This is a genomic window from Microbacterium sp. LB12 (assembly GCF_037150835.1).
Lineage (GTDB): Bacteria > Actinomycetota > Actinomycetes > Actinomycetales > Microbacteriaceae > Microbacterium.
Window position 1 is genome coordinate 58415 of sequence record NZ_JBBCPF010000009.1, and the last position, 26083, is coordinate 84497.

Here is a 26083-nt window from a genome sequence, read left to right on the forward strand (position 1 = left end):
CTCATGTCACTCGCGCTCCACAGCAGCATCAACGGCGTGCTCGCCAGCATCCCGAGCCCCCCGGTCTCGTACTGGGACCCGTGGCCGGGCTTCCGCATCCACTACTACGCGCTGTGCATCATCGCGGGCATCATCGTCGCCACGCTGCTGACCAACCGACGCCTGACGAAGCGCGGCGCGGAGCCGTGGGTCGTGATCGACATCTCGATCCTGGCCGTGCCGCTCGCGATCATCGGTGCGCGCATCTTCCACGTGCTCACCCACCCGAACTTCTACTTCGGCGAGGGCAAGAACACCTGGAACCCGTTCGAGCCCGGTTCGGTGTGGGCGATCTGGGAGGGGGGCATCGCCATCTTCGGCGCCCTCATCGGCGGCGCCGTCGGCGCGTACCTGGGCTGCCGGTGGACCGGCATCCGCTTCTGGACGTTCGCGGACGCGCTGGCTCCCGGCCTGCTGCTGGCGCAGGCCATGGGACGCTTCGGCAACTGGTTCAACCACGAGCTGTTCGGCCTGCCGACCGACTTGCCGTGGGGCCTGGAGATCGAGTCGACGAACTCGGCCTTCCCCCCTGGCCTCCCCGAAGGCACGCTCTTCCACCCCACCTTCCTGTACGAGGTCATCTGGAACGGTCTCGGCGTGCTCGTGCTGCTGTGGCTCGGACGCAAGCTCTTCTTCCAGTGGGGTCGCCTGTTCGCGATCTACCTGATGTGGTACAGCGCCGGTCGCATCGTGTGGGAGTCGATCCGCATCGATCCGAGCGAGATCATCCTCGGGCTGCGCAGCAACGTCTGGGCAGCGATCATCGGCGTCGTCGTCGGCCTCGTGATCCTCATCGTGCAGACCCGCCGGCACCCCGGTCTGGAGCCCTCGCCGTATCGGCCGGGGCGCGAGAAGCCGAACGCCGACGCTGATGTACAATCGCAGAACAATCCCTCTGACTTCGTGGACGTGAGCGAGCCTCCGACCGAAGAAGTCGCCGCAGGAGCCACTGCCACAAGCACTGGAACCACGAGCGAGGACGGCTCCCGATAACAACGCCATCTCGTGGCGGGAGAACCATTGCACTGAACGAGCGGGCCGACGTCGTCCCCGGGTTTCACTGAAGATCTGAGGACGGTAACTGGTGTACTTCCAGCCACCCTATGGCGCTTCCGGCGCTTACCCCCCGAAGCAGGGCATGTACAACCCGGCGTTCGAGAAGGACGCCTGCGGCCTCGCCATGGTCGCGACCCTGCGCGGCGAAGCCGGGCACGACATCATCGCGTTGGCCCTCGAGGCCCTGCGCAACCTGGAGCACCGCGGAGCCATCGGCTCCGACGCGGGCACCGGGGACGGCGCTGGCATCCTGACGCAGATGCCCGATGCATTCCTCCGCGCAGTCGCCGGCTTCGAACTGCCGCCCGTGGGGGAGTACGCCGCCGGACTGGCGTTCCTGCCTCGCGATTCGAGCGAGCGCCGCCAGCAGAAGGCCGGGATCGAGAAGATCGCCCGCTCCGAGGGACTGCGCGTCCTGGGCTGGCGCGAGGTCCCCACGGCGAACGAGAACCTCGGCAAGCTCGCCGATGAGGCGCGCCCCGCGTTCGAGCAGCTGTTCGTCAGCGCCGGCGGGGCCACTCATGCTGATGCCCCGCTCACCGGCATCGCCCTCGACCGCGTCGCCTACCGTCTGCGCAAGCGCGCAGGCCACGAGCTCGGCGCCTATTTCGTCTCCCTCTCGGCCCGCACGCTCGGGTACAAGGGCATGGTCACGACACTCCAGCTGGAGCCGTTCTACCCCGACCTGCAGGATGAGCGTTTCGCCTCCGAGCTCGCGGTCGTGCACTCGCGCTACTCCACCAACACCTTCCCGTCGTGGCCGCTCGCCCAGCCGCTGCGCATGCTCGCCCACAACGGCGAGATCAACACGGTGGGCGGAAACCGCAACTGGATGCGCGCACGCCAGTCGCAGCTCGAGTCCGAGCTGCTCGGAGACATCTCGCCGTTGCTGCCCATCTGCACCGATGGCGCGAGCGACTCCGCCTCGTTCGACGAGGTTCTCGAGCTGCTCACCCTCACCGGCCGCAGCCTGCCCCACGCCATCATGATGATGGTCCCCGAGGCCTATGAGAAGCAGGCCGACATCACGCCGGAGCTGCGCTCGTTCTACGAGTACCACTCCAACCAGATGGAGCCGTGGGACGGTCCGGCTGCCCTCATCTTCACCGACGGCACTCTCGTCGGCGCCACGCTCGACCGCAACGGCCTGCGCCCGGGACGCTGGACCGAGACGACCGACGGTCTCGTCGTGATCGGATCCGAGACGGGTGTGCTGCAGTTCGAGCCGGAGCGCATCAAGCGCCGCGGTCGACTGCAGCCCGGCAAGATGTTCCTCGTCGACACGTCCGAGCGCCGCATCGTCGAGGACAGCGAGATCAAGCGCGACCTCTCGACCATGCACCCGTGGCAGGAGTGGCTCGACGCTGGTGCCGTGCGCCTCGCGGAGCTTCCGGAGCGCGAGCACATCGTGCACCCGCCCGCATCGATCACTCGTCGTCAGCGCACCTTCGGCTACACCGAGGAGGAGGTGCGTATCCTGCTGACCCCGATGGGGCAGACGGGCGTCGAGCCTCTCGGCGCCATGGGTTCCGACACACCCATCGCCGTGCTCAGCAAGCGCCCCCGCCTGTTGTTCGACTACTTCACGCAGCAGTTCGCGCAGGTGACGAACCCGCCGCTCGACTCCATCCGCGAAGAGGTCGTCACGAGCCTCAAGCTGGGCCTCGGCCCGGAGAGCAACCTGCTGTCGTGGGGCCCGGAGCACACGCGCACGGTGTCGCTCGACTTCCCGGTGATCGACAACGACGAGCTCGCGAAGATCCGCCACATCGACAAGGCGATGCCGGGTCGGTCGAGCGCGACGATCCGTGGGCTGTACCACTTCGACGCCGGACCCCAGACCCTGCAGGAGCGTCTCACCGAGATGTGCGCCGAGGTCGATGCGGCGATCGAGAACGGCACCGAGTTCATCATCCTGTCCGACCGCGACTCGAACAAGGACCTCACGCCGATCCCGTCGCTGCTCATGGTGTCGGCGATCCATCACCACCTGATCCGGCGCGAGAACCGCATGAAGGTCGGTCTCATCGTCGAAGCGGGCGATGTGCGCGAGGTCCACCACGTCGCGACCCTCATCGGCTACGGCGCTTCGGCGGTCAACCCGTACCTCGCGATGGAGACGGTCGAGCACCTCGTGCGCACCGGGTACATCACCGGGATCACGCCGGAGAAGGCCGTCAAGAACCTGATCTACGCGCTCGGCAAGGGCGTGCTGAAGATCATGTCGAAGATGGGCATCTCCACCGTGTCGTCCTATGCGGGCGCCCAGGTGTTCGAGGCGATCGGCCTCAGCCAGGAGTTCATCGACGCGTACTTCACGCGCACCGAGTCGAAGCTCGGCGGCATCGGGATCGAGGAGATCTTCGCCGAGAACCAGGCTCGTCACGACTACGCCTACCCCGAGGACGCAGCGGCCCGTGCCCACGAGCGCCTGTGGACGGGCGGCGAGTACCAGTGGCGTCGCGATGGCTCACCGCACCTGTTCAACCCGGAGACGGTGTTCAAGCTGCAGCACTCCACGCGGACGCGCCGCTACGACATCTTCCGCGAGTACACCAAGCTCGTCGATGAGCAGGCCGCGGAGCTGAAGACGCTGCGAGGACTGTTCACGCTGCGCACGGGCACCCGCAAGCCCGTTCCGCTGGACGAGGTCGAACCCGTGTCGGCGATCGTCAAGCGGTTCTCGACCGGTGCGATGAGCTACGGCTCGATCTCCCGTGAGGCCCATGAGACCCTGGCGATCGCGATGAACCGGATCGGCGGCAAGTCGAACACGGGTGAGGGCGGTGAGGATCCGGACCGCCTCGTCGATCCCGAACGGCGGAGCGCGATCAAGCAGGTCGCCTCCGGACGCTTCGGCGTGACGAGCCTCTACCTCACTGAGGCGGAGGACATCCAGATCAAGCTCGCCCAGGGCGCGAAGCCCGGTGAGGGCGGTCAGCTGCCTCCCACCAAGGTTTACCCGTGGGTCGCGCGCACCCGTCATGCGACAGCGGGCGTCGGGCTCATCTCGCCCCCGCCTCACCACGACATCTATTCGATCGAAGACCTCAAGCAGCTCATCTTCGACCTGAAGCGGGCGAATCCTGAGGCGCGCATCCACACCAAGCTGGTCAGCCAGTCCGGTATCGGCGCGGTGTCGGCCGGTGTCGCCAAGGCGCTCAGCGACGTGATCCTCGTCTCCGGCCACGACGGGGGAACGGGTGCGAGCCCGCTGAACTCGCTCAAGCACGCCGGCACCCCGTGGGAGCTCGGTCTCGCCGAGACCCAGCAGACGCTGATGCTCAACGGCATGCGCGATCGTGTGGTCGTGCAGGTCGACGGTCAGCTCAAGACCGGTCGCGATGTCATCATCGGCGCGCTGCTCGGTGCGGAGGAGTTCGGTTTCGCGACCGCTCCGCTCGTGGTGAGCGGCTGCATCATGATGCGCGTGTGCCACCTCGACACGTGTCCGGTGGGTGTCGCCACGCAGAACCCTGTGCTGCGCGAGCGCTTCACCGGCAAGCCGGAGTTCGTCGTGAACTTCATGGAGTTCATCGCCGAAGAGGTGCGCGAGCTCCTGGCAGAGCTCGGCTACCGGTCGATCGATGAGATCGTCGGGCGGGCCGACCTGATCGAGGTGAACGCGGCCGTGGAGCATTGGAAGGCCGAGGGTCTCGACCTCGCACCGGTGCTCGAAGGACCGGTGTTCCCGGCGGGTGAGCCGCGCCGCAATGCTCGCACGCAGGACCACGAGCTCGAGAAGCACTTCGATGTGCAGCTGATCGATATCGCGAAGGGTGCGCTGCTCAACGGCGAACCCGTCGTCGTCGAGCTGCCGATCGCCAACACGGAGCGCGCCGTCGGAACGATGCTGGGCCACCAGGTGACCTCGCGTCACGGCGCGGGCGGGTTGCCGCAGGGCACGATCGACGTGACGTTGCACGGGACCGCGGGACAGTCGCTCGGCGCCTTCCTGCCACCGGGTATCGTGCTCCGGCTGGAGGGCGACGCGAACGACTACGTCGGCAAGGGGCTCTCCGGTGGTGACATCACGATCCGCCCGCCGCGCGGATCGGCCATCGCGCCGCACGAGAACGTGATCGCCGGAAACGTGATCGGCTACGGTGCTACGTCGGGGACGATGTTCATCTCCGGTGTCGTCGGCGAGCGATTCCTGGTGCGCAACTCCGGTGCGACCGCTGTCGTCGAGGGTGTGGGAGACCACGCCCTGGAGTACATGACCGGTGGTCTCGCGGTCATCCTCGGATCGACCGGGCGCAACTTCGGTGCCGGCATGTCCGGGGGAGTGGCGTACGTCCACGCGCTGGACACCAGCAAGGTGAACGCCCAGTCGCTCGGCAGCGGGGAACTGCTGCTGGAGCCTCTGGACCGCGCCGACCTCGAGGTGCTGCGCAGTCTGCTGGTCGCGCACGTCGAGCGCACCGCGTCTCCGCGAGCCGCCGCGCTTCTCGAGAGCTTCGAGGAGACCGCGACCGAGTTCGTGAAGGTCCTGCCTCGCGACTTCGCCGCCGTGCGGAGCATGCGCGAGGAGGCATTGGCCGAGGGGATCGACCCCGACGGCGACATCGTGTGGAACCGCATCCTGGAGGTGACCGGTGGCTGACCCCAAAGGCTTCCTGAAGGTGACCGAGCGGGAGCTTCCCGCACGACGTCCGGTGCCGGTGCGCATCATGGACTGGAAAGAGGTCTACGAGCCCGGCGACAAGCAGGTTCTGCGCCGCCAGGCGGGCCGCTGCATGGACTGCGGTGTGCCGTTCTGTCATCAGGGATGCCCGCTCGGCAACCTGATCCCGGAATGGAACGACCTGACCTGGCGCGGCGAGGGCCGCGCGGCGATCGAGCGTCTGCACGCCACGAACAACTTCCCGGAGTTCACGGGACGCCTATGCCCGGCACCGTGCGAGAGCTCGTGCGTGCTCGGCATCAACCAGCCTGCTGTCACGATCAAGCAGGTCGAGGTGTCGATCATCGACGAGGCGTTCGCCAAGGGATGGGTCGAGCCGGAGCCCCCGGAGCGTCTCACCGGAAAGACGGTCGCTGTGGTCGGATCGGGCCCCGCCGGGCTCGCCGCCGCCCAGCAGCTCACGCGCGCCGGTCACACGGTCGCGGTCTTCGAGCGGGACGACCGCATCGGCGGACTGCTGCGCTACGGTATCCCGGACTTCAAGATGGAGAAGACGCAGCTGGAAGCACGTCTTCGCCAGATGCAGGAGGAGGGCACGCGGTTCCGCGCCGGTGTCGAGATCGGCAAGGACATCTCCTGGCCCGACCTGCGCGCGCGCTACGACGCCGTCATCATCGCGACCGGATCCACCGTCCCGCGTGACCTGGCGATCCCCGGCCGCGATCTCGACGGCGTGCACTTCGCGATGGAGTACCTCGTGGAGTCGAACCACGCGGTCGCCGGCGACAAGGTCGCCGATCAGATCAGCGCCGAGGGCAAGCACGTCATCGTGATCGGCGGTGGAGACACGGGTGCGGACTGCATCGGCACCGCGCACCGTCAGGGAGCCCTCAGCGTCACCAACCTCGCGATCGGCAGGCAGCCGGGGGACACGCGTCCCGACCACCAGCCGTGGCCGATGATGCCGACGCTCTTCGAGGTGTCCTCTGCGCACGAGGAGGGCGGTGAGCGCGTGTTCCTCGCGTCCACGGTCGAGTTCCTCGGCAACGAGGTCGGCGAGGTCCGGGCGCTGCGCGTGGCCGAGACCGAGTTCGTTGACGGACGCCGGGTGCCCAAGAGCGGCACCGAGCGGGAGATCCCGGCTGACCTGATCCTCATCGCGATGGGCTTCACCGGCCCGGAGCAGGACGGCTACACGGAGGACACGCTCCCGCAGGTCACGGACCGGGGCGCTTTCCGTCGTGACTCCTCGTACGAGTCCACGGTTCCCGGTGTGTTCGTCGCCGGCGACGCCGGACGCGGGCAGTCGCTCATCGTCTGGGCGATCGCGGAGGGACGCGCGGCCGCAGCGAACGTGGACCGGTACCTCATGGGCACCACCGTGCTCCCCGAGCCGGTGCGTCCGAGCGATGTCGCGATCGGTCTCCAGCCCGCGTAGGCTGAGCCCGGCACCGTCGCCTGATTTACCTTCCCCCACTTCTACCCTGGAGAATCTGTTGAGACGCGCGAAAATCGTCGCCACCCTGGGCCCCGCTACTTCGACATATGAGACGGTGCGCGCACTGATCGATGCCGGAGTGGACGTCGCCCGACTGAACCTCAGCCACGGCGACTACTCCGTGCACGAGAACAACTACGCCAACGTGCGTCGCGCGGCAGAGGATGCCGGCCGTGCCGTGGCGATCCTCGTCGATCTGCAGGGACCGAAGATCCGCCTCGGTCGTTTCGAGGACGGTCCCTACGAGCTCGCCGAAGGCGACATCTTCAAGATCACGACCGAGGACATCATCGGCAACAAGGACATCTGCGGAACGACCTTCAAGGGTCTGCCCCAGGACGTCAAGCCGGGAGACTTCCTCCTGATCGACGACGGCAAGGTCCGTGTCGAGGTCGTCGAGACCGACGGCGTCACGGTCACCACCAAGGTCATCGTGGCCGGTGCGGTCTCCAACAACAAGGGCATCAACCTGCCCGGCGTCGCCGTCAACGTCCCCGCACTGAGCGAGAAGGACGAGGAAGACCTGCGCTGGGGTCTGCGCATCGGGGCCGACCTGATCGCGCTGTCGTTCGTGCGCAACGCTGCCGATGTCACGCGGGTCCACGAGATCATGGCGGAGGAGGGCGTGCGCGTCCCCGTCATCGCCAAGGTCGAGAAGCCGCAGGCTGTCGATGCGCTCGAGGAGATCGTGGACGCCTTCGACGCGATCATGGTCGCTCGTGGTGACCTCGGCGTCGAGCTCCCGCTCGAGGCCGTGCCGATCGTGCAGAAGCGGGCGGTGGAGATCGCCCGTCGCATGGCCAAGCCGGTCATCGTCGCGACGCAGATGCTCGAGTCGATGATCAACAGCCCCGTTCCGACGCGCGCCGAGACCTCGGACGTCGCGAACGCAGTGCTCGACGGCGCGGACGCGGTCATGCTGTCCGGCGAGACCAGCGTCGGCGACTACCCCGTCGTCGTGGTCGAGACGATGGCCCGCATCATCGAGTCGACCGAGGAGCACGGCCTGGAGCGCATCGCGCCCCTCACATCGAAGCCCCGCACGCAGGGTGGTGCCATCACGTTGGCCGCCCTCGAGGTCGCCGAGTTCGTCGATGCGAAGTTCCTCTGCGTGTTCACGCAGTCGGGCGACTCGGCTCGTCGCCTCTCGCGCCTGCGCTCGCGTATCCCGATGATCGCCTTCACGCCGGAGCCCGGCATCCGTCGTCGTATGGCGCTGACGTGGGGTATCCGCTCGACGCTGGTCGACATGGTGCAGCACACCGACCTGATGTATCACCAGGTCGACGAGTATCTGCTCGGCAACGGTCTCGCTGCCGAAGGCGACAAGGTCGTCGTGATCTCCGGATCCCCTCCCGGGATCATCGGTTCGACGAACGACCTGCGCGTGCACAAGGTCGGCGACGCCCTCGGTGGCGCGGCGCCGATCTATAAGGCCGGCGTCTGACGCACGCTCGAGGGGCGGGACTTCGGTCCCGCCCCTTTCGCGTGCGGTCGGGTAGTTTCTCCTCATGAGCGTGCGTCGTGGTCCGAGGAGCCTGACATCGGCGCGCTGAGGAACGCCGGCTGGTGGGCGGCCGACTACGTGTACGCGGGGTACTGGCAGCTACGTGCGCTGTTCGACCGCACCGATCCAGCTTCCTTCGGGTGGGGGAGTGCTCGTCCGATCGTGGTCCTTCCCGGCGTGTACGAGACCTGGCGCTTCATGCATCCGCTCGTCTCGGCGATGCACGCGCGCGGGCATCCGGTGCACATCGTCGATACGCTTCATCGAAACGAGCGTCCGGTGACGGAGATGGCGGAGCGGGTCGCTGAGTTCCTCGAGAGACGTGAGCTCTCCGATGTGATCCTGGTGGCGCACAGCAAGGGCGGTCTGGCCGGCAAGCTCGCGATGACGGGCCCCGCTGCCGAGCGCGTTCGGTCCATGCTCGCGATCGCGACGCCGTTCGGAGGCTCCCGCTACGCACGATTCATGATGTCGCGCACGCTTCGCGCCTTCGCGCCTGACGACTCCTCGATCGTGAGCATCGGACAGCAGCTCGCGGTGAACGCACGGATCGTGTCGGTCTACGCCGCTTTCGACCCGCATATCCCGGAGGGGAGCGAGCTGGCGGGAGCGAAGAACGTCCGCCTCGACACGGGTGGGCATTTCCGTATCCTCGCGAACCCGCGGGTGCTGGCGGAGTTGGCGGTACTCGCCGAGTAGCGGCTCAAGGGCAGTCGCTGCGCGGGGGTGTGTCCCCGCCGAGCGTGGGGAGCCACAGGAGGAGGTCTGGCAGCGCGGCATAGGCGGCGAGGCCATGGGTGACGTCGGGATAGCGATGGAACGCGACATCGACGCCCTGGGTGCACAGCAGCGTCACGTAGCCCTCCGTCGCGCTCGGGCGTACGAGTTCATCGGCCTCGCCCTGCCCGACGAAGACCGGAACCGTGAGCGGACTGCTCCCTGCGCTGTTCTCCCGCAACATGGTCTGCCAGGGCTCCGTGGTGGCCGGATCGCTGCGGACGTAGCCGCCGATGAGCGGATCCGCGATCGCGTGGATCTGTTCTGTCTGCGTGAGGAGACAGAGGGCCGCCATGTCGGGGGTCGCGGCGAGGCCGGCCGGGGTGAGGATGTCGGTGATGTCGGCGGTCCCGTATCGCTCGGCGTACGCGGTCTCGTATGCCGGGATCGCGAACGACGCGATCGTGACTCCGGAGATGTTCACGATGTCGTCGGTCATCAGCGCGTTCAGGTTCGCGGCCGGCGCGGCCACGGCGACGCCCTGCACCTCGAGCTCGGGCGCGTAGCCCGCCGCGCGCTCCGCCGCGAACAGCACCGCTTGTCCGCCCTGCGAATGCCCCCAGAGCACGACGCGATCACTCACTCCGGCTTCGTCGATCTGTCGTGCGGCGCGCACGATGTCGAGCACGCTGTTGGATTCCGGGACCCCGAGCAGGTATGACGAGGCGCCTTCGACGCCGAGACCGGGGTAGTCGGTGGCCGCGATGGCGTATCCCTCGGCGAGCAGTTCGTGCATCCCCTCGATGTACTGGAAGGGATCCATCCCGAGCGAGGGCGCGCATTGCGTCGCCGCTCCGGTCGTGGGATGGCCCCACGAGACCACGGTTCGTCCGCGATCTGGCGCGGGCGTGTCTGGCACGATGACCAGGCCGGAGACCGGGATGTCGGAGCCTGCGAGGTCGCGGGAGTGGTAGATCACCCGCCACGCGTGCGTCCCGATGGGGGCACTCGCGATCGGTTCGATGCGGATGAGGGTACCTGGAGCACCCGTGGGCAGCGGCGACGGGATCGCGTAGAACGCGGGATCGGTGCGGGCGTCGTCCTGCTCGGCGAGGGTCCTGCACGTCACCTCCGCCGCGATGAGTGCGAGCGCAACGAGGAGGATAGCGCCGATCACGAGGAGGGCGCGTCGTCGCCGTCGCGGTCGCCGGGCGTGTGCCGCGGGCGGGGCGTCGCCGTTGTGCATAAGGACTGTCTAGCGCACCGCGGTCATCCGGCGGGAGCGGAATCTCGCGGGAGGAGTGCGCAGGAGTCAGTAGTAGAGGATCCTGCCGCTCACTACGGGGTGCCGGCGGTGGGACTCGAACCCACACGCCCTTTCGGACAAAGCATTTTGAGTGCTCCGCGTCTGCCATTCCGCCACGCCGGCTCGTGTGTCGCGTCTACGACTTTAGCGCAGAGGAGCGACGCGGCCGTCCGCGCCGACCGCCTACGGCCCGCTGTCAGGGCACTCCACTAGGATGGTCGTGTGACAGAGCAAGAAGAGCAGGCCGAGCAGCCCACGTCATCCGCACCCCGACGCGTCGTCGTCGCCGAAGATGAGTCGCTGATCCGCCTCGACATCGTCGAGATCCTCCGCGACAACGGCTTCGATGTCGTCGGCGAGGCCGGTGACGGTGAGACCGCGGTCGCACTGGCGACCGAGTTGCGCCCCGACCTCGTCATCATGGATGTCAAGATGCCTCAGCTCGACGGCATCAGCGCCGCCGAGAAGCTGCACAAGGGCAACATCGCACCGGTCGTGCTCCTCACGGCGTTCAGCCAGAAGGAGCTCGTCGAGCGTGCGAGTGAGGCGGGTGCACTCGCCTACGTCGTGAAGCCTTTCACCCCGAACGACCTGCTCCCCGCGATCGAGATCGCGCTGGCCCGTCACGAGCAGATCATCACGCTCGAGGCCGAGGTCGCCGACATGGTCGAGCGCTTCGAGACCCGCAAGCTCGTCGACCGTGCCAAGGGCCTGCTCAACGAGAAGATGGGCCTGAGCGAGCCCGAGGCCTTCCGCTGGATCCAGAAGGCGTCCATGGATCGTCGTCTGACGATGCAGGATGTCGCCAAGGCGATCATCGAGCAGCTCGCCCCCAAGAAGTAGAGCGGTGTTCCGACTCGATTCGGAGCACGTCCTGCGGCCGGTCCGCATCGGCGACGGTGCCGCCCTCTCGCGGGCCTACCTCTCGAATCGCGAGCATCTTGCTCCGTGGGAACCGACGCGCACCGAGGCGTTCTACACGGTCGCGTCGCAAGAGGAGCATGCCCGGCAGAGCGTCGATGATGCCGCTGCCGGACGCAGCATCCGCTTCGTGATCGAGTCGGGCGACGGCGAGATCCGCGGCCGCATGAACGTGAACAACATCGTCCGCGGCGCATTCTGGAGCGCTGACCTGGGCTACTGGATCGACGCGACACGGCTGCGTCGAGGACTGGCCGCACACGCCGTGGGCGATGTGGCCGCGTATGCGCGGAACGAGCTCGGCCTGCATCGGCTGCAAGCGGCGACGCTGCTCCACAACGTCGGATCGCAGCGCGTGCTGCTCGGCAACGGCTTCGAGCGCATCGGGCTCGCTCCGAAGTACCTCCGCATCGCGGGGGAGTGGCAGGACCACCTGCTCTTCCAGCTGCTGCTGGAGGAACCGCTCAGCCCTCGGCGGGACGGTCCTTGATCATGTTCGTGATGCGGATCGTGGAGCAGCGGCGCCCCTGATCGTCGGTCACCACGATCTCGTGCACCGTGATGCTGCGCCCGAGATGAACGGGGGTGCAGACGCCGGTGACGATCCCGGATGTCGCCGAACGCGTGTGCGTGGCGTTGATGTCGACCCCGACCGCGAGACGGCCGGCACCCGCGTGGAGGTTCGCGGCCATCGAGCCGAGCGATTCGCCGAGCACGACGTACGCGCCACCGTGCATGAGTCCGACGGGCTGGGTGTTCCCCTCGACCGGCATCGTCGCGACGCACCTGTCGATGGTGAACTCGGTGAACTTCATGCCCATCTTCTCGGCAAGCGCACCCATCCCGCGGGCCGTGGCCCAGTCGAGACCCTCGCTCGTCGCGACGTCGCTCATGCATCCTCCTCAGCGGGTGTCTGTCGTCCTCGTTAGGCTGACAGGGTGACGGACTCCGCAAAGCCTACCCTCATGGTCGTCGACGGCCACTCGCTCGCCTACCGTGCCTTCTTCGCCCTCCCGGTCGAGAACTTCACGACCAAGGACAACCAGCACACGAACGCCATCTACGGCTTCCTGTCGATGCTCGTGAACCTCATCAAAGCCGAGCAACCGACGCACATGGCGATCGCCTTCGACACCTCGCGGCACTCGTTCCGCACCGACGAGTACCCCGAGTACAAGGCCACACGCTCTGAGTCGCCGCAGGAGTTCAAGGGGCAGATCCCGCTGTTGCAGGACTGCCTCGCGGCCATGTCGATCCCGGTCCTGACGAAGGAGGGGATCGAGGCCGACGACATCCTCGCGACCCTGTCCTCGCAGGGCGCCGAGCAGGGCTATGACGTGCTGGTCGTCTCCGGCGACCGCGACACGATCCAGCTCGTCACCGACGACGTCACTCTGCTCTACCCGTCGGTGCAGGGGGTGTCCCAGCTCAAGCGCTACGACCCCGCCACCGTGCAGGAGCGCTACGGGGTCCGCCCCGAGCAGTACCCCGACATCGCGGCGCTCGTCGGCGAGACCAGCGACAACCTCCCCGGCGTGCCGAAAGTTGGCGAGAAGACCGCGGTCAAGTGGCTCACGCAGTTCGGCTCGCTCGACGACCTGATCGCGCGTGCGGATGAGATCAAGGGCGTCGTCGGCGGCAACCTGCGTGATCACATCGACGATGTCCGTCGTAACCGCAAGCTCAACCGTCTGCTCACGGATGTGGAGCTCCCGGTGGGGCCGGGCGACCTCGCGGTCGCGCCGATCGATGCGCAGGCTGTCCGCGACATCTTCGCGCGACTCGAGTTCCGCACGCTGCTGCCGCGCGTGTTCGAGGCCGTCGGTGCCGGCGAGGTCGCCGACGATCCCGCGGCCACGGTCGTGCTCCCCGAGCCGGCCGAGGTATCACCCGCCGATCTCGCGTCGTGGGCTGCCGCCCAGGAGGGCGATGTCGCACTGCGGATCACGACCCAGGGCGGAGCACCCGTGCGCATCGGCGCCGCCACCCTGACAGAACTTCGCGAGGCAGACTGGTCCGACCTCGCACCGGAAGCTCTGCGCGAATGGATCGAATCCGCGGCCCCGAAGGTGCTGCATGATGCGAAGCCGCAGGTCAAGGCGCTCGTCCGGCAGGGCATCCGCCTGGGCGGGCTGTCGTACGACACGAGCCTCGCCGGCTGGCTGCTGCGGCCGAGCTTCCCCGACAAGACGCTCGCCGATCTGGTCGAACGCTACCTGGGCGAGAAGCTCCCCGAAGCCGATCCGTCCCAGCTCGTGCCGGAGACCGAGGGCGCCACTCCGTCTCAGGAGGCATGGTTCGCCCTGCGGGTCGCCGACGCTCTCCGGGAAGACATCCCCGAGTCGGTCGCTGCGGTCCTCGTCGACATCGAGCTGCCCACGCTGCTCACGCTCGCCGACATGGAGGTCGCGGGTGTCGCGGTCTCCCACGACGTGCTCTCGACGTTCTCCGGTGAGCTCGCCGCGCGTGCGGAGACTCTCGCGCAGGAAGCGTTCTCGGTGGTCGGCCGTGAGTTCAACCTCGGGTCGCCCAAGCAGTTGCAGGAGGTGCTGTTCGAAGACCTCCAGCTCCCGAAGACCCGCAAGACCAAGACGGGGTACTCGACGGATGCCGCCGTGCTCGCCGACCTGCAGGAGACCAACCCGCATCCGTTCCTGAGTCTGCTGCTGCAGCACCGCGAGGCCACGAAGCTCCGGCAGATCATCGAGTCGTTGGACAGCGCGATCGGTGCGGACCACCGCGTGCACACGACCTACGTGCAGACCGGGAGCCAGACCGGGCGGCTCTCCAGCACCGACCCGAACCTGCAGAACATCCCGGTCCGTACCGAGGAGTCCCGTCGCATCCGCAGCGCGTTCGAGGTCGGCGAAGGCTACGAGGCGCTCCTCACGGCCGACTATTCGCAGATCGAGATGCGCATCATGGCGCACCTCTCCGGCGACGAGGGCCTGATCGAGGCGTTCAACAGCGGCGAGGACCTGCACCGGTTCGTCGGTGCCCGCGTGTTCGGCGTGGAGCCGAGCGACGTGACCGCGGCGATGCGCACCAAGGTGAAGGCGATGTCGTACGGCCTCGTCTACGGCCTGTCGGCGTTCGGTCTCTCCAAGCAGCTGCGTATCGAGCAGTCCGAGGCCAAGCAGCTCATGGTCGAGTACTTCGCTCGCTTCGGCGCGGTGCGCGACTACCTGCGCGCCTCGGTGATGAAGGCCAAGGAGGTCGGATACACCGAGACGATCTTCGGGCGTCGTCGTCCCTTCCCCGATCTCGCGAGCCCGAACCGGGTGCTGCGCGAGAACGCCGAACGTGCCGCGCTCAATGCGCCGATCCAGGGCAGTGCCGCCGACATCATGAAGATCGCGCTGCTGCACATCCACGACGATCTCCGTGAGGAGCAGCTCGCCTCGCGCGTCCTGCTGCAGATCCACGACGAACTCGTCGTCGAGGTCGCGCCGGGCGAATGGGATGCCACCGAGCGCATCGTGCGTGCCCGCATGGGCGATGCCGCATCCCTCTCCGTGCCGCTCGACGTGCAGGTCGGCCGTGGACGCGACTGGAACGAAGCCGCGCACTGACCTCCGACAGCGGAAGGGGGTCGGGGATTAGGCTGGAAGGTATGACTTCAGCCCCCCGTACCCCCACCGCCATCGACGCCGTCGCCGATGAATGGGTCGACACGATCGCGGTTCTGGCGCCCACCGTCGGCACGTACATCGGCCGCGACGAGGTGAACGACCGCTTCGACGACCTCAGTCCCGCCGGTCACGAGGAGATCGCCGCGGCGACCCGCGCCACGCTCGATCGGTTGTCGGCGCTCGAGCCCGTCGACGCGATCGATGAGGTCACCAAGACCGACCTCAGCGCCGAACTGCGACTGGATCTCGAGCTCCACGATGCGAAGTGGCACCTGCGCGACCTCAACGTCATCGCCTCCGCGGCGCAGGACGTGCGCTCCGCCTTCGACCTCATGCCCACGTCGACCGTCGACGACTGGGATGTCATCGCCACGCGTCTCGCTGCTGTCCCTGATGCACTCCGCGGCTACGTCGAGACGCTCCGCACCGGTATCGCCGAGGGCGTGACGCCCGCGCGACGCCAGGTCGTCGAGGTCGCGACGCAGATCGACCGGTACACCGCCGACGATGGATTCTTCGCTGCGTTCGTCGCGCACGCCGATCCCGAGGAAGGACAGCTGCCCGCATCGCTCGCCCGCACGCTGGCCGACAACTCGGCAGCCGCGCGAGTGGCGTACGACGAGCTCCGTCGGTTCCTCGCGGAGGAACTCGCCCCTGCCGCGAGTGAGGTCGACGCCGTCGGGCGCGAGCTGTACGCGCTCAACTCCCGCCGCTTCCTCGGCGCGACGATCGACCTCGACGAGACCTACGAGTGGGGCCGTGAAGAACTCGCTCGCATGGTCGCGGAGCAGACCGCGATCGCGAACGAGATCCTGCCGGGTGCGTCGGTCGAGGAGGCCGTCGCGCACCTGGAGGCGGACCCGGCCCGGAAGCTGGTCGGCACCGACGCGCTGCAGAAGTGGATGCAGGAGACGAGCGACCGTGCTGTCGCCGAACTCGGCGCGTCGCACTTCGACATCCCGGAGCAGATCCGCACGCTCGAGTGCATGATCGCCCCCACGCAGGAGGGCGGCATCTACTACACCGGGCCGACCGATGACTTCTCCCGCCCCGGTCGGATGTGGTGGTCGGTGCCGGAGGGTGTCACGGAGTTCGACACCTGGCGCGAGCTCACCACCGTCTTCCACGAGGGCGTTCCCGGACACCACCTGCAGATCGCGCAGGCGGTGTACAACCGGGCCGAGCTCAACACCTGGCGGCGGCTGCTGGCCGGCACGTCCGGCCACGCGGAGGGGTGGGCTCTGTACGCCGAGCGTCTGATGGAGCAGCTCGGCTACCTCGACGATCCGGCCGATCGCCTCGGCATGCTCGATGGCCAGCGTCTGCGCGCGGCCCGTGTCGTGCTCGACATCGGCGTGCACCTCGGCAAGCCCCGACTCGACGGCACCGGCGTGTGGGATGCGGAGTACGCGCTCGACTTCCTCGGCCAGAACGTCAACATGTCCGACCAGTTCGTGCAGTTCGAGGTGAACCGCTACCTCGGCTGGCCCGGTCAGGCGCCGTCGTACAAGGTCGGTCAGCGCATCTGGGAACAGGTGCGCGACGGCGTGCGTGCGGCGCAGGGCGAGGCGTTCTCGTTCAAGGACTTCCACAAGCGCGCGCTCGACATGGGCGGTGTCGGCCTCGACACGCTCCGCAGCACACTCCTGCCGCGCTGACGGGAATGCCATCCGGCGTCGCCGTGTTCATTCACCTGAATAGGAAAGGCTGACATGAGCATCGAATTCGGGTTGGACACGTTCGGCGACATCACTAGAGACGCGGACGGAGAGCTCCTCACTGCGGCGCAGACGATCCGCAACATCGTCGCGCAGGCGGAACTCGCCGACACCGTCGGGGTCGACTTCTTCGGGGTGGGGGAGCACCACCGCACCGAGTTCGCGGTCTCGGCACCGGAGATGGTGCTCGCCGCGATCGCCGCGCGCACCGAGCACATCCGACTCGGGACGGCGGTGACGGTGCTCTCCTCGGACGACCCGGTGCGCGTGTTCGAGCGGTTCTCGACGCTCGACGCGCTGTCGAACGGCCGGGCGGAGGTCGTGCTCGGACGCGGTTCGTTCATCGAGTCGTTCCCGCTGTTCGGCTACGACCTGCGCGATTACGATGCCCTCTTCGAGCAGAAGCTCGAGCTCTTCGTCGAGCTGTTGAAGGAGGAGCCGGTGACCTGGTCGGGGACGATGCGCGCCTCGCTCGAGAACGCAGATGTGTTCCCCAAGACCGAGAAGGGGCTGCGCACCTGGGTCGGCGTGGGCGGCAGCCCGGAGTCGGTCGTGCGGGTGGCCCGCCACGGTCTCGGTCTCATGCTCGCGATCATCGGCGGCCCGGCGTATCGCTTCAAGCCCTTCGTGGATCTCTACCACCGTTCGGTGGCATCCTTCGGCACCACCTCCCACCCGATCTCCGTGCACTCGCCCGGGCACATCGCCGAGACCGACGACGAGGCGTGGGACGCCGCGTACTCGGGCTTCGAGGCCATGAACAACACGATCGGTCGGGAACGCGGCTGGCCCGCATACAGTCGCGCGCGGTTCCAGAACGACGTCGGCCCGGAGGGCGCGATCTACGCGGGATCGCCCGATCGTGTGGCTGCGAAGATCGCCGACACGATCACGACGCTCGGACTCGGACGCTTCGACCTGAAGTACGCCACCGGAACCCTGTCGCACGAATCGATGCTGCGCAGCATCGAGTTGTACGGCACCGAGGTCATCCCGCGGGTCCGCCGGCTCCTCGCCGACCGCGACTGAGGCGTCACCCGGGGTGGGGCGGTGCAGGCGCGGCTCTACGATGTGAAGCATGGCCAACACCGCCCTGCCGAGCCGCGCCTCTCTGGCTGAGCGCCTGGACGTCCTGCCGTTCACGCGTCGACACCTCCGCCTGCTCACCGGCTCCGGCCTCGGCTGGGCGCTGGATGCGATGGATGTCGGACTCATCTCGTTCATCCTCGCCGCGCTCACCCAGCAGTGGGGGCTGAGCAAGGGCGATGCCGGCTGGATCGCCTCGATCGGCTTCCTCGGCATGGCGATCGGGGCGACCCTCGGCGGTCTGCTCGCCGATCGCTTCGGTCGGCGCCAGGTCTTCGCTCTCACGCTCCTCCTGTACGGCATCGCGACCGGTGCGAGCGCGCTCGTCGGCGGCATCGCCGCGCTGCTGGTGCTGCGGTTCCTCGTCGGCCTGGGACTCGGAGCGGAGCTGCCGGTCGCGTCGACATATGTCAGCGAGTTCGCTCCCGCACGCATCCGCGGCCGCGTGATCGTCGTGCTGGAGGCGTTCTGGGCGCTCGGCTGGACGGCCGCCGCCGTGATCGGATTCCTGGTCATCCCGGCATCCGACGACGGCTGGCGCTGGGCGTTCGCGCTGGGAGCCATCCCGGCAGTCTACGCACTGTTCGTGAGGTGGCGGATGCCGGAGTCGCCCCGCTGGCTCGCGGCGCGCGGACGCATCGCAGAGGCGGATCGGATCGTGTCCGCGTTCGAAGCCGATGCGGGCGTCGTCTCAGGTCCGGCGATCCGCAAGGAACCCGCTTCGCGATCAATCGCGATCACCACGCGCGCGCGTCTGGCGACGCTGTGGAACCGGGAGTTCCGTCTTCGTACGCTCTGTCTCTGGCTGGTCTGGCTCGGCGTGAACTTCGCCTATTACGGCGCGTTCATCTGGATACCGAGCATCCTGGTGGACGCCGGTTTCGACCTGGTCCGCTCCTTCGGGTTCACGCTGATCATCACGCTCGCCCAACTCCCCGGCTACGCCGTCGCGGCCTGGCTCATCGAGGTGTGGGGGAGGAGGGTGACGCTCTCGGTCTTCCTGCTCGGGTCCGCAGTCTCGGCGGCCGTGTTCGGCACAGCGACGACGGAGAACATGATCATCGCCGCGGGCATGGCACTGTCCTTCTTCAACCTCGGGGCGTGGGGCGCGCTGTATGCCGTGACCCCGGAGATCTATCCGACGTCGCTGCGGGGCACCGGCGCAGGATGGGCAGCAGGGGTCGGCCGGATCGCCTCGATCGTCGCCCCGCTGTCGGTTCCCGTGCTGTTGGTCGCCGGCGGAGCGCCATTGCTGTTCGCCGTGTTCGGCATCTGCTTCCTGGGCGCTGCGGCCGCGGCGTGGGGACTCGTCGATCGGGGCGGTGTGGCGCTCGACGACCGTTGACGCTTCGTGTCGGCTGTCCGCAATAGGCTTGTCGGATGGCAGATGTGCGTTTCGTGGCGATCGGCGACTCCTTCACCGAGGGCGTGGGAGACGTGCTCCCGGACGGGCGCGAACGCGGATGGGCAGATCTCGCGGCCCAAGGATGGGCTGATGCTGCCGGTCACCCGATCCAGTACGCGAACCTCGCGATCCGCGGCAAACTCGCCTGGCCCATCGTCGAGCAGCAGCTCGAACCCGCCCTGGCCCTTCGTCCCACGCACCTGAGCTTCAACGGCGGTGGCAACGACATGCTGCGTCCTCGCACGGACGTCGAGCACATCGCCGACGCCTTCAGCCGTGTGCTGCGCCGGTGCGACGAGGAGGGCGTGACGATGATCCTGCTCTCCGGGGCCAACCCGAGCGGGCAGCTTCCGATGGGCTCCTTGGTGCAGCGTCGCGGCGATCTCCTCTCCGACGCCGTGCTGCGGCGGATCGAGGATCGGCCGGATGTCATCCGCGCCCTGAACTGGCCGGATCGTGAGCTGTCGCGAGGCGCGTACTGGGCCGACGACCGTCTGCACATGAATGCGGCAGGCCATCACCGCGTCGCGGCGCGGGTTCTGCACGCACTCGGCTTCGAACCGCCGGAGACGTGGTGGGCGCCGAGCGACCGCCTCGGCACCGGACCCTCGGGGCTGGCCTACTATCGCGAGTTCGTGGGTCCGTGGGTGCGGCGCCGGGTCACGCGCACGTCCTCCGGCGATGGACGGACGGCGAAGTTCCCGACATGGAGCGAGCGGGTTCCCTCGTGAGCCACCGGTCGGCGCGGATCGTGCCGTGACCGACATCGAACTCGCACGTATCCCCGGTGGACGTCTGACGCTGAGTGATGCCCGCCGGAAAGAGCAGCGCGAGGTCGTGCTCCAACCGTTCGAGATCGGCGTGTACCCGGTCACGGAGGAGCAGCTCACCGAGGTGCTCGGGATCCCGATGCGTCATCAGCGACGGCCGGCCGCCGATCTGAGCTGGCTGCGCGCCGTGCACTTCTGCAACGCCGCATCGGAGTGGGAGGGGCTGGACCGGGTCTACGTGTTCGACGGCGAGGACGTGACCTGGGATACGACCGCCGACGGTTACCGCCTGCCCACGGAAGCGGAGTGGGAGTACGCCTGCCGTGCGGGATCGACCGGCCCCCACTACGCTCCCCTCGCGGATGCCGCGTGGACGAGCGCCGACGGCGTCTCCTCGCCCCAGGACATCGGCGGCAAGCTGCCGAACCTGAACGGACTGTTCGACACGCTCGGCAACGTCTGGGAGTGGTGCTGGGACTTGCTCGATCCCGCCCGCTACGACGACTACCGCGTGTTCCGCGGCGGCGGGTTCGCCGACGACGCCTGGAGCGTTCGCGCGTCGGTACGCCGCGGAGGCGCGCCGCGGATGCACCACGAGGACGTCGGTCTCCGACTCGCACGAGGTGCTTTCGACACGCCGGACGAGGCGCAGGGGTGGTCGGCACGAAGCGATCGCGAAAGAGCGGCGTACGACGCGCCGTTGCCTTCGGGGTGGACCCCACGACGACGCTGATGACGCCGCACTCCGCTGTTTTGCCCGAAGCGGGAGGCGGGTGAGAGGCTGGGAGGCATGTCCTCTTCCTTCTCGCTGATCGTCAATCAGGGTCGCGTCGCCGACCGCACCGACGGGGCCCTCGTCGGCGCACGACGCGTGGGGGCTGCGCTCTCCACGCTGCTCGCGGTCGAGCCGCGGGTGATCGGTGCGCCGACGCCGAGCGCGGTCGACGATTGGTCGACGGCGCTTCCGGAGGCCGAGGAGACGCTCCGCGGACTCCGCGCCGCGGTGCAGGAGGCGATCGCCGCGGAGACGACGCCGCTCCTCGTCACGAACACCTGCGCGGCGAGCCTCGGCACGCTGCCGACCGTGGCCGAACACCACCCGGACGCAGTCGTGCTCTGGATCGACGCGCACGGCGACTTCAACACCCCGGCGACGACCGACTCCGGCTACCTCGGCGGCATGGTGCTCGCTGCGGCGTGCGGGCTCTGGGACAGCGGTCACGGCGCGGGCATCGATCCTCGCCGGGTCATCGTCGTCGGGGGCCGCGACATCGACCCCGCGGAGGGCGACCTCCTCGACGAGGCCGGCGTCACGGTGCTCGCCCCCGCGGAGAGCACCCCGGAGCGTCTCCTCGAACTCGTCGCCGGACGGCCGGTGTGGATCCATGTCGACTGGGACGTGCTCGAGCCGGGCTATATCCCGGCCGCATACCGGGTCGGCGACGGCCTCCTCCCGCACCAGATCGCTGCGATCTTCGCCGCCCTTCCCGCTGGAAGCGTGCGGGGTGTGGAGCTCGCCGAGTTCGAGGCGGGCGATGCGGAGGTGCCGGAGCGCGTCAGTGTCGAACTGATCGTGGAGACCTTCCAGCACCTGCGCCGCTGACTCGCGCTCGAGGCTGCCTCACGGTGTGCCGTCGGCCGCGTCGTTGAGCTCCCAGGCGGTGATCGTCACCTCCGACCCTGCGACGACGTCGAGCTCCACCGGCCAGGATCCCCGTGTGAAGCCCGGCAGCGACGCTGCGTGGAGCTGGCGCGCGACCAGGGCACCAGCCGTGGCGTTCGCATCCCAGGAGATCGTCGTCTTCGCTTCACCCTGTGCGGGCACGATCACGGGAGCAGCGCCCGGGTCCTGAGCCATGAACGACGAACCCGGGACGACGGTGACGTCGAGCTCGTTCCCGTTCTGGTCCGCGAACGCGATGTCCGGATACCCCTCGATCACGCATGGCTCGTCCGTGAAGTTGAGCAGGGTGATGACCTGGATGCGGTGACCGGTCGCCGCGTCGCTGCCGCCGAGCAGCAGCGTCGAGGTGTCCGGTGTGCATCGATCGTCGGCGAGTCGTGGTTCGCTCGCGCCCGGGGCGACCTCGGGGACAGGCTCTCCTTCCGCGCCAGGATCCGGATAGGCGCCGTCCTCTTCACTGAGGCCCTGGGCTTCGGCGTTCTCGCGCGCGATCTCGTCCCGCCACGCATCGGTGGCGAAGAGACCGAGCACGATGGCCAGGACAATGCTCATCAGCGTCTCCGCCACGGAGACGATGGCGGCAGTGTCGCCGGTCTTCCGTCGACGACGGAGCAGGAGAGCGGGGATCCATCCCCAGACGACGCCCCAGTAGGCGGTGGCAGGAGCTGCCTCGACCGAGGCAGTCGTGAGGGCCTGCAGACCGAAGTCCTGCAGATAGTCGATGACGCTGCGGATATCGACCACCAGACCGAGCGTCGTGCAGGCGAGGATCGCGGCGAACCAGAGCGCGACGAAGGCGTGACCGCCGCGTGCGGCCCACGTGGTGATGAGCCACGTGGTCGATGTGAGCACGGCGACGGTGGACAGCAGAGAGAGGATCGCCCACGGTCCCGGGTACTCCCACGGCTGCGTGTGCAGATACCCGACGCCGAGGAAGCTGAAGAGCCTCGAGAGCACGATGTCCGCCCCGGTGAGGCGGGCGAGACCACCGCTGATCAGCCACAGCGCGGACAGGATGAGTCCCGCGCGGACACCGGGGTTGCGGAGCATCGTCACCAGCCGACCGCTGCGTTGAGCCCCGTCGTTCGAAGGCAGGGTGGAGAGCAGGGGAGGGGAGGGCATGCCTCATCCTATGAGCGGTCAGCGGCGCCGTTCGGGATCGAGGCCCATCCGGATCCGTGTCCGCTTCCGCTCGATCAGGATGAACACCGTTCCGATGATCCACAACGGGATCGGCATGAGGAACGCGATCCGGAACGCCTCGAGCGTGTATGTCTCCGGGGTGCCGGCGCCCTGCAGGTCGAGAGCGAGACCGATCAGGAAGATGGCGATGAGTGCGGCGATGAAACCGCCGGCGTTGGTGACGCCGGTCGCCGTGCTGAGGCGGTGGCTCGGGTTGTGGGTGCGGGCGTGGTCGAACGCGATCATGGACGCGGGACCACCCGTCGCGAGCGCGATCGCCAACACGTAGAGCAGCCAGGTCGGTGCGGCACCCGGCAGCGCGATCACGGCGATCCACGCGGCCATCTGCACGCCGACGGCGGGGAGGACAAGCGCAAGCGAGCGGTGGTTCGGGAGCCGTCGGGAGAGGTCTCCGATGATCGGTCCGAGAAGCATGCCGGCAACGACATATACGGAGATGATGCCGGCGGCGTGGGCGGTGTCGAGTCCTTCCGCCGATGTCAGGAAGGGCATGCCCCACAGCAGGACGAACGCGGTGCCGGCGAACGGCGTCGTGAAGTGCGACCAGAACGCAAGGCGCGTGCCCGGGTGCGCCCACGCCGCGCGGATTCCGACGCCGGTGTCGATCGCCGAGGTCACCACGCGCACCACACCCGTGTCGGTGTTCACGGTGACATCGGCGCCGCGCTCCGCCGGGTGGTTGCGGATGATCAGCGCGACCAGGATCGTGAAGAGCACTCCGAGGCCGGCGATGCTCCCGAACGTGATGGTCCACGTCGTGGCATGAAGCAGCGCGGCGAGCGGCACCAACGCGATCAGCTGTCCGGTCTGGCCGATGATCCCGGTGAACTGCACCATCACCGGTCCCCGCTGCGCAGGGAACCACGTGGCCACCAGCCGCAGGACGGCCGGGAAGATCGCGGCGTCGCCGGCTCCCAACAGGATGCGCGCGACGATCGCCACTCCGATGCTGGGGGAGACGGCCATGGTCAGCTGTCCGGCGGCCATGAGCAGCATGCCGATCGTCATGATCGGGCGAGATCCGAATCGATCGAGGAGGATCCCGACGGGGATCTGCATACCGCCGTACACCGCGAGCTGCACGACCGCGAAGAGTGCGAGCGTGGAGGCGTCGGCCTGGAACCGATCGGCCGCCTCGACACCGACGGCACCGAGCGAGGTGCGGTTGGTGATCGCGAGGACGTAGGCGGCGACTCCCACGGCCCAGATCACCCATGCGCGCCACCCCGGTGCGGACACGGGGGAGCGGGAGACCTGCGGCACCCTTCCACGGTACTCCTGCGTCGGAGCGCGAATGTCCGCGCCAGGGGCTAGCGTGACCGCATGACCAGTTCTCCTCTGCATCACTCCCTCGACTACGTCGAACTCGTCGTGACCGATCTCGACGCGGCGAAGCACTTCTACGCCGACGCGTTCGACTGGACGTTCAACGACTACGGCCCGGGCTACGCGGGCATCGCTTCACCGAGTGGCGACGGCACCGAGGTGGGCGGCCTCCTTCTCGCCGATGAGCCGCGGCCCGCGGGCGGCCCGCTCGTGCTGCTCTACTCGGAGAATCTCGACGCGACTGCGAAGGGCATCGTGGCAGCCGGTGGCTCGATCCTTCAGGAGGCCTACGCGTTCCCTGGAGGCCGACGCCTGCATTTCGCCGATCCCAGCGGCAACGAACTCGGTGTGTGGTCTTCGCAGTAGACGGCATCGTCAGGCGAGGCCCCGCGGTCCCGTGTGCACGAGAGCCGGAGCGCGGAACACCCACCGGCGGGAAGCGGCGAAACGGAACAGCGAGCCGAGCAGGAGTCCGATGACGTTCGCCGAGATGTTGTCGGCGAGGACCGAGGTGAGTCCCAGCACGTAGTGGCTGATGGCCAGGCAGCCGAGTGCGATCCCGCTGCCGATGAGGCTGACCGTCACGAACGACGCCATCTCAGCGGCGATGTTCGTGCTGCGCCGATCGCGGAACGTCCACCAGCGATTCCCGGCCCAGTTGGCGAAGATCGCCAGAAGCGTCGCCACCGCCTTGGCGATCAATACCGCGCCGGCGATGCTGCCGGGGACGAGGATGGTGGCGCGCAGCACGTTGAAGACCACGAAGTCGACGAGCACGCCCACGCCTCCGACGGCAGCGAACCGGATGAGCTCACGAACGATCGGACGGTCGAAGATCTCAGACATGGCGAGGAGCCGTCCTGCTCCGGGGCCTCCGCGGAATGCGTGCCTGCAGACCCCAGAGTGTCACCCGCCACATCGCTTCGATCACGATGCCACCGCGCATCTTCGAGGCTCCCCGGCGTCGCTCGGTGAAGGTGATCGGCACCTCTGCGATCCGCAGCCCCGCATCGCGAGCCCGCCACAGCATCTCGATCTGGAAGCAGTACCCCTCGCTCTGGATCGTGTCGAGGCGGATCCGCTCCAGCGCCGCGATGCGGTACGCCCGGTAGCCGCCGGTGATGTCGTGCTGTGGCAGACGCAGGGCCGCGCGGGCGTAGGCGCTTCCCATCTGCGACAGCAGCCTCCGGGAGAGGGGCCAATCCTCGACCAGGCCGCCCGGTACCCACCGGGAGCCGACGACGACATCGGCTGTGCGGAGCGCGGAGAGCAGTCGTTCGAGCTCTTCCGGGTGGTGGGAACCGTCGGCGTCGCACTCCACGACCGCCTCGTACCCACGGAGCGCGGCCCACTCGAAGCCGTACAGATAGGCGGCGCCGAGGCCCGACTTTCCCGGGCGGTGTGCCACGTGCACGGCAGCGTCGGTATCGGCGATCGCATCGGCGATGTCTCCGGTTCCGTCGGGCGAGCCGTCGTCGACGATCAGGATGTCGACGTCTGCGGCGCTGCGTCGGATGCGCTCGACGACGTGCGCGATGTTCTCCGCCTCGTTGTAGGTCGGGAGGATGACGAGCGTGTGCGCGGACAT

The 26083-nt window shown here is 68.1% G+C and carries 21 protein-coding genes and 1 tRNA gene; 15 read left to right on the forward strand and 7 right to left on the reverse strand.

Annotated features, from left to right (window positions below):
- The first annotated feature begins 3 nt into the window (after nt 1-3).
- From lgt to WFM69_RS15330, 5 genes are all read left to right on the forward strand, one after another.
- Nucleotides 4-1032, forward strand: coding sequence for a prolipoprotein diacylglyceryl transferase (gene lgt, locus WFM69_RS15310; protein WP_337006148.1), 1029 nt, complete (start codon nt 4-6; stop codon nt 1030-1032).
- Between the two features lie 145 nt (nt 1033-1177).
- Entirely contained in the window at nt 1178-5701 is a 4524-nt protein-coding gene (gene gltB / locus WFM69_RS15315) for a glutamate synthase large subunit (protein ID WP_337006292.1), read from the forward strand.
- Nucleotides 5694-7160, forward strand: a complete 1467-nt coding sequence (locus WFM69_RS15320; protein WP_337006150.1) for a glutamate synthase subunit beta — start codon at nt 5694-5696, stop codon at nt 7158-7160. Before gltB ends, WFM69_RS15320 begins: the two co-directional genes overlap by 8 nt.
- 58 nt (nt 7161-7218) lie before the next feature.
- On the forward strand, nt 7219-8667 hold the full coding sequence (gene pyk, locus WFM69_RS15325; RefSeq protein WP_337006152.1) for a pyruvate kinase: 1449 nt from the start codon (nt 7219-7221) through the stop codon (nt 8665-8667).
- Nucleotides 8668-8889: 222 nt separating this feature from the next.
- Nucleotides 8890-9426 carry an esterase/lipase family protein gene (locus tag WFM69_RS15330; RefSeq protein ID WP_337006154.1) on the forward strand — a complete coding sequence of 179 codons (537 nt, stop codon included), beginning with the start codon at nt 8890-8892 and terminating at the stop codon, nt 9424-9426.
- 4 nt (nt 9427-9430) lie between these two features.
- On the opposite strand, the gene WFM69_RS15335 is transcribed toward WFM69_RS15330, so the two are convergent.
- A complete protein-coding gene (locus WFM69_RS15335; RefSeq protein ID WP_337006156.1) occupies nt 9431-10690 on the reverse strand; it encodes an alpha/beta fold hydrolase in 1260 nt (419 codons plus the stop codon).
- A 100-nt stretch (nt 10691-10790) separates the two neighbouring features.
- Nucleotides 10791-10873 (reverse strand) — tRNA-Leu (locus WFM69_RS15340).
- A 99-nt stretch (nt 10874-10972) separates the two neighbouring features.
- Between WFM69_RS15340 and WFM69_RS15345 the strand changes: the two genes are divergently transcribed.
- Together WFM69_RS15345 and WFM69_RS15350 are read left to right on the forward strand one after the other, a co-directional pair.
- Complete coding sequence (locus WFM69_RS15345; protein WP_017830602.1) at nt 10973-11593, forward strand: ANTAR domain-containing response regulator; 621 nt, start codon at nt 10973-10975, stop codon at nt 11591-11593.
- A gap of 4 nt (nt 11594-11597) precedes the next feature.
- A complete protein-coding gene (locus WFM69_RS15350) occupies nt 11598-12161 on the forward strand; it encodes a GNAT family N-acetyltransferase (RefSeq protein WP_337006158.1) in 564 nt (187 codons plus the stop codon).
- Here WFM69_RS15350 and WFM69_RS15355 read toward each other — a convergent pair.
- On the reverse strand, nt 12136-12564 hold the full coding sequence (locus tag WFM69_RS15355; protein ID WP_337006160.1) for a hotdog fold thioesterase: 429 nt from the start codon (nt 12562-12564) through the stop codon (nt 12136-12138). The genes WFM69_RS15350 and WFM69_RS15355 overlap by 26 nt on opposite strands.
- A gap of 45 nt (nt 12565-12609) precedes the next feature.
- Here WFM69_RS15355 and polA point away from each other — a divergent pair, with 45 nt between their 5' ends.
- Genes polA through WFM69_RS15390 form a run of 7 tightly spaced genes read left to right on the forward strand, consistent with a single transcriptional unit; the run spans nt 12610 to nt 21885 of the window.
- Nucleotides 12610-15243 (forward strand): DNA polymerase I, encoded by a 2634-nt coding sequence (gene polA, locus WFM69_RS15360; protein WP_337006162.1) that lies wholly within the window; start codon nt 12610-12612, stop codon nt 15241-15243.
- Nucleotides 15244-15284: 41 nt separating this feature from the next.
- A complete protein-coding gene (locus WFM69_RS15365; RefSeq protein ID WP_337006164.1) occupies nt 15285-16961 on the forward strand; it encodes a DUF885 domain-containing protein in 1677 nt (558 codons plus the stop codon).
- 54 nt (nt 16962-17015) lie between these two features.
- Entirely contained in the window at nt 17016-18050 is a 1035-nt protein-coding gene (locus WFM69_RS15370) for an LLM class flavin-dependent oxidoreductase (RefSeq protein ID WP_337006166.1), read from the forward strand.
- A 49-nt stretch (nt 18051-18099) separates the two neighbouring features.
- Nucleotides 18100-19452 (forward strand): MFS transporter, encoded by a 1353-nt coding sequence (locus WFM69_RS15375; protein ID WP_337006168.1) that lies wholly within the window; start codon nt 18100-18102, stop codon nt 19450-19452.
- A gap of 35 nt (nt 19453-19487) precedes the next feature.
- On the forward strand, nt 19488-20243 hold the full coding sequence (locus WFM69_RS15380) for an SGNH/GDSL hydrolase family protein (protein ID WP_337006171.1): 756 nt from the start codon (nt 19488-19490) through the stop codon (nt 20241-20243).
- A 25-nt stretch (nt 20244-20268) separates the two neighbouring features.
- Entirely contained in the window at nt 20269-21015 is a 747-nt protein-coding gene (locus WFM69_RS15385; RefSeq protein ID WP_337006173.1) for a formylglycine-generating enzyme family protein, read from the forward strand.
- 57 nt (nt 21016-21072) lie between these two features.
- Nucleotides 21073-21885, forward strand: a complete 813-nt coding sequence (locus WFM69_RS15390) for an arginase family protein (RefSeq protein ID WP_337006175.1) — start codon at nt 21073-21075, stop codon at nt 21883-21885.
- An 18-nt stretch (nt 21886-21903) separates the two neighbouring features.
- Here the strand turns inward: WFM69_RS15390 and WFM69_RS15395 are convergent, their stop codons facing one another.
- Nucleotides 21904-23088 (reverse strand): DUF4232 domain-containing protein, encoded by a 1185-nt coding sequence (locus tag WFM69_RS15395; RefSeq protein ID WP_337006177.1) that lies wholly within the window; start codon nt 23086-23088, stop codon nt 21904-21906.
- A gap of 18 nt (nt 23089-23106) precedes the next feature.
- Complete coding sequence (locus tag WFM69_RS15400) at nt 23107-24432, reverse strand: MFS transporter (RefSeq protein ID WP_337006179.1); 1326 nt, start codon at nt 24430-24432, stop codon at nt 23107-23109.
- Nucleotides 24433-24492: 60 nt separating this feature from the next.
- Between WFM69_RS15400 and WFM69_RS15405 the strand changes: the two genes are divergently transcribed.
- Entirely contained in the window at nt 24493-24861 is a 369-nt protein-coding gene (locus tag WFM69_RS15405; protein ID WP_337006181.1) for a VOC family protein, read from the forward strand.
- A 9-nt stretch (nt 24862-24870) separates the two neighbouring features.
- Here WFM69_RS15405 and WFM69_RS15410 read toward each other — a convergent pair whose 3' ends face one another.
- Nucleotides 24871-25341, reverse strand: a complete 471-nt coding sequence (locus WFM69_RS15410; RefSeq protein WP_337006183.1) for a GtrA family protein — start codon at nt 25339-25341, stop codon at nt 24871-24873.
- Nucleotides 25334-26083, reverse strand: a complete 750-nt coding sequence (locus WFM69_RS15415) for a polyprenol monophosphomannose synthase (protein WP_337006185.1) — start codon at nt 26081-26083, stop codon at nt 25334-25336. The genes WFM69_RS15410 and WFM69_RS15415 overlap by 8 nt, the downstream gene beginning before the upstream one ends.